General features: G+C 69.9%; 9 protein-coding genes and 1 pseudogene (1 of these 10 running past the window's edge). 6 read left to right on the top strand and 4 right to left on the bottom strand.

Features of this window, described 5'->3' with window-relative positions; translation table 11 throughout:
- Positions 1–470, bottom strand: the 5' portion of a protein-coding gene (locus ACYQPG_RS23370) for an IS4 family transposase (RefSeq protein ID WP_447673266.1). Its footprint begins 982 nt before the window's first position; the window shows 470 of its 1,452 coding nt (coding positions 1–470); it begins with the start codon at positions 468–470; the stop codon falls past the left edge of the window.
- Positions 471–643: 173 nt separating this feature from the next.
- Between ACYQPG_RS23370 and tnpA the strand changes: the two genes are divergently transcribed.
- The 3 genes and pseudogenes from tnpA (at position 644) to tnpC (ending at position 3,010) form a co-directional block, all read left to right on the top strand.
- Positions 644–1,057 (top strand): IS66-like element accessory protein TnpA, encoded by a 414-nt coding sequence (gene tnpA, locus ACYQPG_RS23365; RefSeq protein ID WP_461231852.1) that lies wholly within the window; start codon positions 644–646, stop codon positions 1,055–1,057.
- The gene (gene tnpB / locus ACYQPG_RS23360) at positions 1,054–1,401 is read left to right on the top strand and encodes an IS66 family insertion sequence element accessory protein TnpB (protein ID WP_147941977.1); all 348 of its coding nucleotides are present in this window, start codon (positions 1,054–1,056) and stop codon (positions 1,399–1,401) included. Before tnpA ends, tnpB begins: the two co-directional genes overlap by 4 nt.
- A 102-nt stretch (positions 1,402–1,503) precedes the next feature.
- A pseudogene (gene tnpC, locus ACYQPG_RS23355) lies at positions 1,504–3,010 on the top strand (IS66 family transposase).
- A 42-nt stretch (positions 3,011–3,052) separates the two neighbouring features.
- On the opposite strand, the gene ACYQPG_RS23350 reads toward tnpC, so the two are convergent.
- A complete protein-coding gene (locus ACYQPG_RS23350; protein ID WP_447673266.1) occupies positions 3,053–4,504 on the bottom strand; it encodes an IS4 family transposase in 1,452 nt (483 codons plus the stop codon).
- A gap of 782 nt (positions 4,505–5,286) precedes the next feature.
- On the opposite strand from ACYQPG_RS23350, the gene ACYQPG_RS23345 reads away from it, so the two are divergent.
- The 3 genes from ACYQPG_RS23345 (at position 5,287) to ACYQPG_RS23335 (ending at position 12,432) form a co-directional block, all read left to right on the top strand.
- Positions 5,287–7,230, top strand: coding sequence for an autotransporter assembly complex protein TamA (locus ACYQPG_RS23345; protein WP_461231851.1), 1,944 nt, complete (start codon positions 5,287–5,289; stop codon positions 7,228–7,230).
- A complete protein-coding gene (locus ACYQPG_RS23340) occupies positions 7,231–11,685 on the top strand; it encodes a translocation/assembly module TamB domain-containing protein (RefSeq protein ID WP_461231850.1) in 4,455 nt (1,484 codons plus the stop codon). It begins immediately after the preceding gene.
- Between the two features lie 429 nt (positions 11,686–12,114).
- Positions 12,115–12,432 (top strand): HPr family phosphocarrier protein, encoded by a 318-nt coding sequence (locus ACYQPG_RS23335; protein ID WP_419830350.1) that lies wholly within the window; start codon positions 12,115–12,117, stop codon positions 12,430–12,432.
- 9 nt (positions 12,433–12,441) lie between these two features.
- Here the strand turns inward: ACYQPG_RS23335 and ACYQPG_RS23330 are convergent, their stop codons facing one another.
- Both ACYQPG_RS23330 and ACYQPG_RS23325 read right to left on the bottom strand, forming a co-directional pair.
- Positions 12,442–13,149: an endonuclease III domain-containing protein gene (locus ACYQPG_RS23330; protein WP_461231849.1), complete on the bottom strand. Its 708-nt coding sequence runs from the start codon at positions 13,147–13,149 to the stop codon at positions 12,442–12,444.
- A 57-nt stretch (positions 13,150–13,206) separates the two neighbouring features.
- Entirely contained in the window at positions 13,207–13,719 is a 513-nt protein-coding gene (locus ACYQPG_RS23325) for a hypothetical protein (RefSeq protein ID WP_419830348.1), read from the bottom strand.
- Between the last annotated feature and the right edge of the window lie 77 nt (positions 13,720–13,796).

Raw genomic sequence — 13,796 nt, 5'->3', positions numbered from 1 at the left:
AACTTCGCCGCCGTCAGGCCGAGAGGCGTGCCCGCGAGCGAAACGGCGAGACTGGAATGCATCAGCACGCCACACAGCGTGTGCACGTTGGGTTGCCCCGCTTTGTACCGCCCGCCGTTGATGGTCCTGGTGAAGCCGATCTTGCCCGGATGCGCGCGGCCGTAGATGAACTCGGTCGTGTCCTGGAGGATGAGGATCGGCCCTTCAGTCGCCGCGCAACGTACGGCAGTCGCGGCGAAGTGCCCGGCCAGGATGCCGTGCTCGGTGATGCGCGGGTTGTCGAAGAAGCGGTAGGCTGCTTTCGTGGCAGCCCAGTCGCCGCAGGCCGCCGGCATTGGCTGACCCGGCGCGGCGGACATCTGATCCAGGAGCCGGCGAAGGCGACGGGCGAGGCGCTGATCGGGCAAGCTCGCGCAGGCGATCTCGGCGTCCTGCCAGCCGGCGTCGCCGGCCAATACACCATCGCACATCCGTGACGCCTCCGTGATTCGGCGTCACGGAGAGAATCACGGCCGATTCAGGCAAAGCAAACCGCACCGACGATGTGGGTAATTGGAAGCCGGTGAGGGCCGCGGTCGAGGGCATCGCGCTTTGCGCTGAAGCCTGACCTTAATGCTGGCGTTAAGGTCGGCGGGTCGGGGTGATGCGGGTCGAGCTCCTGGAGAATGCCGAGCGGCGGCGGCGCTGGTCGTTCGATGACAAGGCGCGGATCGTCGAAGCCTCGTTTGAGACAGGCGTGTCGGTGTGTTCGGTGGCGCGCCGGCACGGGATCGCCCAAGGCCTGCTGTTCACTTGGCGGCGTCAGGCGCGGGAGGGCCGTTTGGGCGGGGACGCGCAGGCCCCGGTCCTCGTGCCCGTCGCGATCACCCCAGAGCCGTCACTTCCTGTTCCCGCTGCGCAGTCGGATGATCCGCGTGCTCCAGCGCCGCCGCGCCGGCTTCGTCGCAAGAGCGGCGTCATCGAGATCGATCTCGGCGGCGGTCGGCGTCTCACGGTCGACCGGGACGTCGATGCCGCGGCGCTACGTCGGGTGCTCGATGCCCTGGAGGGCCGATGATCCCGCTGCCGGCCAACGTGCGGGTCTGGTTGGCGACCGGCCACACCGACATGCGCAAGGGCTTTTCCAGCTTGGGGATGATCGTCCAGGAGACGCTGAGGCGCGATCCCCACTCCGGGCACCTGTTCGTGTTCCGCGGCCGGCGCGGCGACCTGATCAAGGTGATCTGGCACGATGGCCAGGGCGCGTGCCTCTACACCAAGCGGCTCGACCGGGGCCGTTTCCTATGGCCGTCCGCGGCCGACGGTGCCGTGACGATCTCGACGGCGCAGCTCGGCTACCTGCTCTCGGGCATCGACTGGCGGATGCCGCAGGAGAGCTGGCGTCCGAGTGCGGTCGGATGAGGATAACGCGTTACAAAGGCTGAGCAATATGCTCTTCTCTCGGGCGTGCCGAACGCGTCCGAGCCCCCGCCGCTTCCCACCGATCTCGCCGCCGCCCACGCCATGATCCTGGCCGAGCGGGCAGCGCGGCTCGTGTCCGAGATCGCGGTCGAACGGCTGAAGTTGGAGGTCGCCCGGTTGCGACGGGAGCGCTTCGGGGCCTCCTCGGAACGCAGCGCCCGGATCGACCAGCTCGAACTCGCCCTGGAGGATCTGGAGGAGACGCTGGCCGAGACGGACGCGCAGGCGGCCGCCGAGCCCGAGGCGCATGCCGCCACCACTTCCTCCCGGCGCAAGCCCGCTCGTAGGCCCCTGCCCGAGCATCTGCCGCGCGAGCGCATCGTCCATCCCGGCCCGACGACCTGCGCCTGCTGCGGCGGGGCACGCCTACGCCACCTCGGCGAGGACTTCACCGAGACCCTGGAGCGGATCCCGGCGCGCTGGGTCGTGATCCAGCACGTGCGCGAGCGCTTCTCCTGCGCCGACTGCGAGACCATCACGCAGACCCCGGCTCCGTTCCATCCGATCCCGCGGGGTCGGGCCGGGCCGAACCTCCTGGCCGAGGTGATGATGGCCAAGTTCGGCCTGCATCTGCCTCTGCATCGTCAGAGCCAGCGCTTCGCCCATGAAGGCGTGCCGATCGACGTCTCGACGTTGGCCGGCTGGGTCGGGGCCGTCACCACCGCCCTGTCGCCCCTGGTCGCCCGGATCGAGGCCCATGTCCGGGGAGCCGAGCGCCTCCATCTCGACGATACGCCGGTGCCGGTCCTGGCCAAGGGTAAGACCCGCACGGGCCGGCTCTGGACGGTGGTGCGCGATGACCGCCCCTTCGGTGGACCCGAGCCGCCGGCGGCCTACTTCTACTCTCCCGACCGCTCCGGCGCCCATGCCGAGACCTGGCTCGGGGACTTCCACGGCATCGTGCAGGCGGATGCCTTCTCGGGGTTCGGCCGCCTCGCGGATCGGACCCGGCCGCAAGCCGGGTCCGATCCGCGAGGCGGCCTGCTGGGCCCATGCCCGACGCAAGTTCTTCGAGCTGGCCGATCTGAGACAAGCTCCGATCGCCATCGAGGCGGTAACGCGGATCGATGCGATCTTCGCCATCGAGCGCGCCGCCAATGGTTTTGCCCCCGATGAACGCTGCGCGCACCGCCGCGCCCGCTCGGCTGCTCTCGTCGCCGACCTGGAGACGTGGCTGCGGGAGAACCGCGCCAGGCTCTCGGCCAAAGCGCCCACGGCAGTAGCGATCGATTACCTGCTCAAGCGCTGGATCGCCTTCACCCGGTTCCTCGACGACGGGCGCATCTGCCTCTCCAACAACGCCGCAGAACGCTCAATCCGTCCCATCGCGGTGGGCCGCCGCAACTGGACCTTCGCCGGCTCGGATGCGGGTGGCCATCGCACGGCTGCCCTTTACACCCTGATCGAGACCGCCAAGCTCAATCGCATCGATCCGCAGGCCTGGCTCGCCGATGTGCTCAGGCGTCTGCCCGACCATCCCGCCCGGCGTCTTGACGACCTTCTGCCCTGGAACTGGACCCAGCCTCAGCCCTGGCAGATCGCAGCCTGATGCCCCGTCGGAAGCACAACTGCGGCCTTCACCGTCTTCCAATTACCCACATCGTCGTTCGGTGCCGATGGTTATGCCGACGGCGATGTCGTGCAGGCGGGTGAGGCCACGCCAGACGACCATGTTGCCGGGCGGCGGGTCGCGACTGCGGGCGAGGTAGCCGCCAAGCATGGCGATCTGCAGGAGGTAGTCGGCAAGCGTTCGCCGACGCAGCCGCGGTTTTGAGCGTGCCGCATCGAGGCTGTTGAGCGCGTTGATCTCAGCGGCGGTGAGGACGGTGTCGGGTGGTGCATCGGGTTCGACGCGGGCCGTCATGGTGAGAAAGAAGATGCGCCAGCTGACCACCGTCACGAGGGCGAGGAACTTCACCAGCCTCTCGGCAGTCTGCAGCCTGCTCTCCTCGGCGCGGCAGCCCGACTTCATGACTTTGTGGAAGACCTCTGCCTTCCATCGCAGAGCGTACCAGTCGAGCTTCTCCACGGCCCCGGCGAGGTCGGTGACCGGCAGGTTGGTGACGAGCTTCCAGTCGATCGGCGGACGATCGGTTGGCGGATCGAGTTCGAGAGCGTGGATGTAGGTGAGGACCTGCGGGCTGTAGCGCTTCTGCTTGCCGATGGGCGGCAGGGTCGTGATGGCGGCGAACTTGACCTGCAGGCAGGCGGTGTCAGCGGCGTTGCCGCCGACGGTCACGTGATGGGGACCCGACCAGGGGACCGCATCGAGTTGAGCGTAGACGCGATGGTCCGCATTCTGGCGCGGCCCGGCGGGCGGCGGTTTGGCCAGTCTGTTGGTCTGCACGCGCACCAGGAAACGGGTGCGTAGATCCTGTGCGAGGCAGAACAGTTCGTAGATGTCGCTCTCCCGGTCGGCGACGTGCACGCAGCGCTCCGGCGTGCCGAGGAGAGCCATCGACTGGTGGAGGTTCTCAAGCCAGCGATAGCTTTCCTTGGTCTCGATGGGTACACGGGTGGGGTTCACGTGCCGCTTGAGTGTCCAGGTCCCCTTGAACTTGGTGCGCGTCCAGAACTTCGCCGCCGTCAGGCCGAGAGGCGTGCCCGCGAGCGAAACGGCGAGACTGGAATGCATCAGCACGCCACACAGCGTGTGCACGTTGGGTTGCCCCGCTTTGTACCGCCCGCCGTTGATGGTCCTGGTGAAGCCGATCTTGCCCGGATGCGCGCGGCCGTAGATGAACTCGGTCGTGTCCTGGAGGATGAGGATCGGCCCTTCAGTCGCCGCGCAACGTACGGCAGTCGCGGCGAAGTGCCCGGCCAGGATGCCGTGCTCGGTGATGCGCGGGTTGTCGAAGAAGCGGTAGGCTGCTTTCGTGGCAGCCCAGTCGCCGCAGGCCGCCGGCATTGGCTGACCCGGCGCGGCGGACATCTGATCCAGGAGCCGGCGAAGGCGACGGGCGAGGCGCTGATCGGGCAAGCTCGCGCAGGCGATCTCGGCGTCCTGCCAGCCGGCGTCGCCGGCCAATACACCATCGCACATCCGTGACGCCTCCGTGATTCGGCGTCACGGAGAGAATCACGGCCGATTCAGGCAAAGCAAACCGCACCGACGATGTGGGTAATTGGAAGCTTCACCGTAGGCGTACTAAATCCCTAACTCATTTCCGAACGTCGCTAGAGTTTCCAGTGCCCGACTTCGCGCCCGTTTCCGGGGGAGGGGAGGGTAGGCGGCGTCCGGGCGATCCCTGAATCAGGCCGATACGATCCTGATCGTTTAGACCTGTGCGCCATCCAGGCGATCGAGGGCGCCCGGTCGGGCGTATCGATGCCGGCCTCGTCTGACTGCCGCCCCGGCTTATCCGCGACAACGTCGCTCCGGGATTGACGGTTAGCGAGCTGCAGGCTCCCTCATCCCATGTTCTGAAAATCACGCGTTCAGGCCCCGGCCCCCAACGACCGCTGTTGTGCGTGCAAATGTCGGTCATCGGGACTGCTCGCGGCAATGCCGCAGGATCGGCCGCGATGCAGGTTGGCCTACATTGCCGGCCTACATAACCAGCGATCTTAAATCCTGCCGCGGCGCCTATGCCATGATGCGACAAACTTCATCCCCGGTCGATCGCTGAGCCGTCATTGGCCTCGGGTCGCAGGACCGTTAAGGAGGATTGGGGTACGCTGCATGGCGTGTAGGGGGGAGTTCAATGGACTTTACAGCGAGCGGCACGGCCAACCGTCATCGGGGCTGAAGAGCGCGCTTTGCGCCTGTCCGCTCGCCTGAGTCGATCGAGCTCCACCGGTGCGCGCAATGCGTTGCCGCGGTTGATGCTTGCCGCGGCGATGGCCGTGCCGCTCGGCGCGGGGCTTGCCGAGCCGGCGCACGCCTTCGACCTCTTCGGTCTGTTCGGCTCGGAGCCCGAGCCGCCGGCGCCGAGTGCGACGGCGCTGCCCTATGCGGTCCGCATCACGGGGACGGACGATTCCGACGTCCTTCAGGCACTTCAGGACATCTCGACCCTGTATCGGCTGCGGCAGGACCCGCCGCCGGACGGGGAGGGGCTGCTGCGCCGGGCCGAGGTGGACCTGCCCAAGCTCGCCGACGTGCTCTCCGGGTACGGCTATTATCAGGGCACGGCGGCGATCCGGATCGATTCTGTTCCGGTGGCGGGGCAGGCTGGGGCTGCGGCCGCCGTCGGAGCCGCCGAACGTTGGCGCAACCGCGGCCTCGTGCCGGTGCGGATCGCGATCGATCTCGGGCCACGCTACACGTTGCGCCGGATCACGGTGCGGGATCGTGCGGGCCGACTGTTCCCGGAGGATGTGCTGCCGCCGCGGATCACCCGGGTCGACGACGATGTTCCGGCTCGGTCGGCGACGGTGCTGGCCCGCGAGGCCCGGATCGTCGACCAGTTCCGGGCGCAAGGACACCCCTTCGCGAAGGTGGTGGCGCGCGATCCGGTGGTGGACGACACCGCCCACGTCATGGATGTGACCTTCACGATGGAGCCCGGTCCCGTCGCCGGGCTGGGGCCGGTGACGGTCAACGGGGCGCCTGGGATCGACCCGGCGACGATCCGATCCTTCATCTATGCGGAGCCTGGGGACCCGTATTCGCCCCAGGCCGTGGCCGCGATCCGCCGGTCGCTGACGCGCGTCGAGGCGATCGGCGCGGCGCGGATCCGTGAAGGTACGGCGCTCGACGCCGACGGAAACCTGCCGCTCTTCGCAGAATTGAGCGAACGCGAGCGCAATCTCGTCGGCGTTTCCGCACGGTATTCCACCGTCGATGGCCCCGGCGTGCGCGCCTACTACGCCAACCGCAACCTGTTCGGCGGCGGTGAGACGTTCCGGCTCGATGCCGACATCTACTACCTCGGGTTGGGCAATGATCCGTTCGCCACCCAGCGCAAGATCGCCGGGATCGGCACCAACGGATTGGGCGGGCGCCTGTCGGCGACCTACGTTCAGCCTGCCCTCGGCGGCACGCGCAACGACTTCCTGGCCAACGCTTTCATCACGCGCGAGGTGCAGCAAAGCTACCTGGTGGATGGCGGCGGGGTCTCGGCCGCGATCCGGCACCGGTTCTCGGATACCTTCTCGGCGCAGATCGGGCTGGACGCGCAGGCCGGTCGCTCGAAGGACGCGCTCGGCACGGTCAATTACCGGCTGATCGGCGTACCGGCCTCGGTGACCTACGATTCCACCGACAGCCTGCTCGATCCGACCAAGGGGTTCCGGGCGATCGCGTCGCTGGCCGCCTATCCCGGGGCGATCTCCTCGCCCGGGATCGTCATCGCGAAGGCGCAGGGCTCGACCTACTATTCGTTGGACGACGAATCCCGCTACATCCTCGCTGGGCGGATCGGCTTCGGCTCGGTTTCGGGTGCGCCGCTCGGGGACATCCCGGACAATTTCCGGTTCTTCGCGGGCGGCGGCGGTTCGGTGCGGGGCTATCCGTACCGGACGCTCGGACCGATCGGTCCGTTCAACCTGCCGATCGGCGGCCGCAGCCTGCTGGAGGCGTCGCTCGAGGCGCGGATCAAGATCACCGACACGATCGGAGTGGTGCCGTTCTTCGATGCGGGCACCGCCTTCGCCTCGGCCGTGCCGGATTTCGATGAGAAGATCCGGAAATCGGTGGGCATCGGGCTGCGCTACTACACCGGCATCGGCCCGATCCGCGCCGATCTCGCCTTCCCGCTCGATCCCTACAAGGGCGGCCATGTCCGCCCGGCCGTTCTGTATCTCAGCCTGGGGCAGGCGTTCTGAATGGCTGGTTTTTTCGGGAGACTGAGCAAGATCGCCATCCGGCCCAACACATCACCGGGCGTGGCGCGGGTCCCCTCTGCCGTGCCGGAAAGGGGAAGCTTCGCAGCCGTTCCGAACCGGGTCTCGTGCGTTGCGCCCCTCGGCGTTGAAAAAGCTATCGCGCTCGCGCTGATCTGCCTTCTCCTCCTCGCCACCCTCTCGCTGACGATCATTACACCGACCCGCGCGGACGACGGCGAGAAGACCGTGCTCGGCGGGTTGCTCTCCCGGGCGCTCTCGACACCGTCCTCGCGCGTGGCGATCGGGGCGGTGGACGGTGCGCTGTCCTCGGACGCCACAATCCGCGACGTGGCGGTGAGCGACCGCGACGGCGTGTGGTTGAAGCTCGACCGGGCCCGGATCGTCTGGCGGCGCCTCGCGCTGCTGTCGGGCCGGCTCGAGGTGGACAGCCTGGAGATCGGGCGGATAGACGTGCTGCGCCGGCCGATCCCCGGCCCGACCCCGCCGGAGGCCAAGCCGGACGGGAAGCTGCTGCCGGACCTGCCCGTGAAGGTCGAGATCAAGGGCTTCAAGCTGGCCGAGCTGGTGCTGGGCGAGCCCGTGGCCGGTCAGCCGGCCCGGCTCTCGGCGGAGGGCAAGGCGCGGCTCGGCGCGGCCAGCGAAGGGCTCGACCTGCAGGCCCGGGCCCAGCGTCTCGACGCGGCCGGACGCTTCCTGCTGTCCCTCGTCTACGTGCCGCAGGGCGACCGTTTGGAGCTGAAGGCCAACCTGGTCGAGCCGGCCGGCGGACTGCTGTCCAAGGCGGCCAACGTTCCCGGCACGCCTCCGATCGACTTCGACCTCGCGGGCACCGGCACGCTGGATGCCTGGAACGCCCATCTCGATTTCACCGCCGGCCCGGATATCGGCGCGAAGGGCGGCGCCAAGATCTCCCGGATCGGCGCCGAGCGGCGGCTCGCCCTGGATCTCGCCGCGCGCATCGAGGGCCTCGTGCCCGGTCCAGCCGCATCGGTCTTCGCCGGCACGACCAAGCTCGACGGCGGCTTCGCCTTCGCGGATAGCGGCGCCTTCCGGATCGACCGGCTGGAGCTGACCTCGCGGACCGCGCGGCTGGCTGCCAGCGGCAGCCTGACCAAAGACCGGATCGCCGACCTGACGCTCCAGGCCCGCGCCCTGCCCACCGAGGGCGCGGTCACCAAGGCCGGCGAGGCCGAGATCAGCACGCTGGTTTTCGACGGCAGCGTGAAGGGGCCGCTCGCCGCGCCGACGGTGCGGGGGACCCTCGGGGCGGCCGGCCTGCGTAGCCGGGATTCCAGCCTTGACCGGATCGAGGCGCGCCTCGGGATCGATCCCCAGGGCGACCCGTCCGCCCAGCATTTTTCCATCACAGCGGACGGCAAGGTCGACGGCCTGCGGTTGGCGGACCCGGCCCTGCGTCGCGCTCTCGGCAGCCGCGCGCAACTCACCCTGCGGGCGGCCTCCGGGCCGGACGGGGTGATCGACGTGTCGAGCCTCCGGATCGAATCCGACACCGCCAAGGCGAGCTACGCCGGACGGGTCGGACAGAACACGCTGACCGGCACCCTCGACGCCGCGCTGCCGGACCTGGCGATGTTCTCCGGCCTCGCCGGGCGCGGGCTCGCCGGGAGCGTCGATGCCAAGGCGCGCCTCAGCGGCGACCCGGCCCGGAAGGCGCTGGCGGCAGACCTGACCATCACCAGCGCCGGCCTTGCCACCGGCATCGCGGCGGCCGACCGCGCGCTCGGCCGCGCGCCGACGCTGCAAGGGCGGGTGTCGCAATCCTATGACGGCTACGGATTCGATCATCTGCGCCTGGAGGGCTCGGGCCTGACCGCGACCCTGCAGGGCGAGGCGACCTCGGCCAGCGCGGATGTCACCGGGCGGATCGACCTCAAGAGCCTCGCCGACCTAGACGGACGCCTGACCGGGCGCGCCGGTATCGACGCGCGCATGACCGGCTCCCTCGAGCATCCCCAACTCGCCGCGACCGTCACGGCGCCGGCCGCGACCGCGGACGGCAAGCCGATCCGCGACCTGCGGGCCGAAGCCATCCTCTCCGACGCCCTGCTGGCGCCGGACGGTACGCTGACGCTGTCCGGCGACGTCGCCGGCAAGGCGCTGCGCGGCGGCGCCCACGTGGCGAGGACGGGGCCCGACTGGGTGCTCGACCGGCTCGACCTCAACCTCGGCTCGGTGGCCGTCTCGGGCAACGCCATCGTGGCGGCCGAGACCTGGCTGTCGGCCGGTACGCTATCCGTGAAGGCGGCCAATCTCGCCGACATCTCCCCGCTCGCCCCGGAGCCCGTGGCCGGCCAGCTCGATACCAGGGTCACCCTCTCCCGGGACGGCGGCCGCCAAGATGCCGCGATCCGGGCGACCGGTGCCGCGCTGCGCTACGGCGCCTATGGCCTCAATCGCCTCGACGCCGACCTGAGGGGCCGCGACCTGCGCGCCCATCCCGTCCTCGACGGACGCCTGGACGCCGACCGGCTCCTCGCCGCCAGCCAACAGATCGATACGGTCCGGCTCGCTGCGATCGGCAGCCCGACGGGCAGCGACGTGACGCTCACCGCCAAGGCGCGTGGCTTCAACCTCGACGGCGCAGTCCGGGTCGTGCCGGACGACGACACCCGCATCGAGATTCAGCGCCTCTCGGCTGCCCGCGGCGGCGACCGCTTCGCCCTGACCGGACCGGCCTCCGTGACCTTGCGCGACGGTGGCGCGGTGATCGACGGGTTGTCGATCGCGGCGGGCTCGGGCCGAATTACGGTCTCGGGCCGGGCCGGGCGGGATCTCGACCTGAAGGTGGCGATCCGCGCGCTGCCCCTGTCGTTGGCCCGGATCGCCGCGCCCGACCTCGCCCTCTCCGGTACGGTGGACGGCGATGCGGACCTCCACGGCCCCGCGGCGAGCCCGGAGGGTCATTACGCGCTCACCGTCTCCAAGCTTGTGGCACCCCAGACCCGGCAGGCCGGCCTGCCGCCGGTCGATGCCAGCGCCAAGGGTGCCCTGTCGGACGGGCAGGCCAGCCTGGACGGCCGGATCACGGCCGGGCGCGGCGTCGCCCTGACGGTGGCGGGCTCGCTGCCCGTGGAGACCGGAGGCCCCCTGAACCTGCGCGCCCGCGGCACCCTGGACGCGTCCCTTGCCAACACGCTGCTGAGCACCGGCGGGCAGAGCGTCACAGGGCGGGTCGCCATCGATGGCGGCGTCACCGGCACCCTGGCGGCGCCCAAGGCCCAGGGTTCGGCGGTGCTGAGCAGCGGCAGTTTCACCGACCCGGTCAACGGCATCCGGCTGACCGCGATCGATGGGCGCGTGACCGGCCGCGGCGACAGCCTCGTGGTCGAGAGCCTGACGGCGTCCGCCCGGAACGGCGGCCGCCTCTCGGTCACAGGGCGGGTCGCCCTAGAGCCGGATTTCCCCGGCCAGTTCCATATCACCGCCGACAAGGCGGAGCTGGTCTCCAGCCCGCTGATGAATGCGGTGTCGAGCGTCGATCTCACCCTGGCCGGCCCGCTGGCCCGGACGCCGCGGATCGCCGGCCGGATCGACATCGTGTCGATCGACGTGGCCGTGCCCGATCGGCTGCCCTCAACGGTGAAGCCCCTGCCGGGCGTGCGCCACGTCAACACGCCGCCCGACGTCCGGGCGCGGCTGGCGCTGCGGGCGGACCGCAAGGCGGCCGTCACACCCGGCAAACGGCAGAAGAAACCCGCCGTGCCGTTCGATGCCACCCTCGACGTGCGCATCGAGGCGCCGAGCCGGATCTTCGTGCGCGGGCGCGGCATCGATGCAGAGCTCGGCGGATCGCTCCGGGTCACCGGCACGTCGCGCGCGCCGAACGCAGTCGGTGGCTTCGGCATGCGCCGCGGGGTGTTCCAACTGGTGGGGCAGCGTCTCGATTTCAGCCGCGGCAACCTGACCTTCGCGGGCAGCCTGACCACGCCGGAACTCGATTTCGCCGCCGAGACCAAGGCCGGCGACGTCACCGCCCGGGTTGCGGTGAGCGGCTACGCGGACGCGCCGCAATTCAGCCTGACCTCCGATCCGGTCCTGCCCCAGGACGAGATCCTGTCGCGCCTGCTGTTCAAGAAGGCCGCGGGCGGCCTGTCGCCGTTCCAGGCACTCCAGCTCGCGCAGGCCGTGGCGCAGCTCTCGGGCGGTGCGGCCGGGCCGGACGTGTTCGAGCAGGCCCGCAAGAGGCTCGGACTCGACAGCCTCGACGTCTCCACGGGCGCCAGCGGCGGCCCGGCGCTCGGCGCCTCGCGCTACATTTCGGACCGCGTCTCCGTCGGTGTGAAGGCGGGCGCCAAGCCCGCCGACACCGCAGTTGGCGTCGATTTCGACGTGACGCGCCGGATCAAGCTGAAGGGCGAGGCGGGGAGCGATGGGCGCACCAGTCTGGGTGTCGGTGCGGAATACGAGTGGTAGGAGCGGGGCGTTCCTTGCTCCTCCGCCTGAAGCGACTGGCGTGCCGTCGATGATGGGCGCAATGCCTCACCCGTTTGCGGGCTGACGGATCCACGGATCGAGCTGGGCGATACGTGCGCAGGACCGAGCGAGGCTCCCTTCTCCCGTGCGGAAGAGGCGGCACGTCGCATCCTCTGAAAGCCGATATGGGAACATCGGAGTCCGCAAAGGCAGAGGGGGTTGCGGACCTCCGGGTTCGCTTCTCCTGCGTGACCGATCGATCAATGACCGGATCACCGTCCACCACATCACGGTGTGCCCTCACCTTCAAAACCCACACCCCTTCGAACACCTCGGGCGAAGATCCGTTGGCCGGGCGCGACAAGTCTGCTTAGGTGTCGAAGTAAGCCGCGCGGTCAGCCGCGGTTCGGGTGGGAAACGCGAAGGGCGATGGACGAGCTTTTCGAGACGGATGACGATCCGGAGGTCCCGGAGGGCGGCTTCCTGCGGATGCTGCCGATCATCAACCGACGCGGCCTCCACGCCCGCGCCTCGGCGAAGTTCGTGCAGACCGTGGAGCGCTTCGACGCTGTGGTGACCGTCACCCGGGCGGGCGAGACCGTTGGCGGGCGATCGATCATGGGCCTGCTGACGCTGGGCGCCGCCATGGGCACCCGCATCGCCGTTACGGCGATCGGCCCGGATGCGCAGACCTGCCTCGACGCCATCGAGGCCCTGCTGGCCAACCGGTTTGGCGAGGACGAGTAGGAGGCCCGCTCAGGTCTCCCGGCCGGGCCACGTGCACAGGTCCGAGACCGGGCAGCGCGGGCAGGCGGGCTTGCGGGCCGTGCAGGTGTCGCGCCCGTGCCGGAACAGCCAGACATGGGCGCCGTCCTTGAACCGCTCCGGCACCCCAAGGACGAGGCCGTCGGCCACCGCGTTCACCGTGCCGCCAGGGGCCAGCGGGATCCGGTTCGAGACCCGGAACACATGGGTGTCTACCGCGACCACCGGTTCGTGGAACGCGAAATTCGCCGTCACCTCGGCGCTCTTGCGGCCGATGCCGGGCAAGCGGCGCATCTCGGCCGCGCTGCGCGGAACCGTGCCGCCGTAGGTCTCGATCAGGGTCGCCGACAGCTTGACGATGTTGCGCGCCTTTGACGGCCCGAGCCCGACCGGCCGGATGATGTCGGTGATCTCCCCCTCGCCCAGTGCCCGCATCTCCGCCGGATCCTTGGCCAGGGCGAACAGCGCGTCGGCGATGCGCGCCACCGTTGGGCCGGTGGATTGGGCCGAGAGCAGCACGGTGACCAGAAGCCGGAACGGATCGGTGTCGTCGAACCCCGCCTTTGGGTCCGGATCGGCCGCGGCGAAGCGCGCCATCACGGCCTCGACCCGCTCAGGTGTTCCGGGGGATGCGGGCGCCGCGGGGCCCTTGGTCCGGCGGGGTTTGGGCCGGAGGCCGTGGAGTGTGTCGCGCGCCATGGGGACCAGCTAGGGTCGCGATGGCCGGACCGACACGCGGCGGATTGACGGCCCCGCTCAGCCCCGCGCCCGGCGCCAGGCCACCGGGCCGGCGCCGAAGTTGAGCATGCCGACCGCGATCGCATCGACACGGCGCAGCAGTGCAAGCCGCAGCACCCCGCTCCGGGCGGTGAGGCGGCCGGCCAACCCGATCCACGCGGGCTCGGATGGTGCGGTGGCGGCCGGAGCGCGATCGTCGAAGACCGGTACGGAAACGGCCTGGGGCGCCCAGCCAGCGGGCCGTACGCCGAGGAGGCGGTCGGCCTGGATCGTCCGCGTAAGGCGCGCACGCTCCGCAGGCCGAACCGGCGCCGCGACGAGGCCGCCACTGCGGACCGGACGGCCGAGAGTTGCCAAGCGGGTGCGGATCGCACGATCCACCACCTCTGCGGCATCGTGCGGCGCGAGGGGGCCAGCCTGCGCGTCCCGGCTCCAGGCCAGGGCGAGGCCGGGATGCGGCCGCTCCGAAGCGGGCTCCCGCTCCGCCGTCCCGGTGAGGCCGCCCTGTATCACGGTGAAGCGTTGCGCCATCGCCTGTTCCGATCCTTCGACCAACCGTCCCGTTTCGGGACGCGGGGGCGCCCCGAAGGCGCCGTTCGGGTCGATGG

Source organism: Methylobacterium sp. CM6246 (assembly GCF_054818005.1).
The sequence above is the reverse complement of the archived record's forward strand: the minus strand, read 5'-3'. Positions and strand labels throughout refer to the sequence as shown.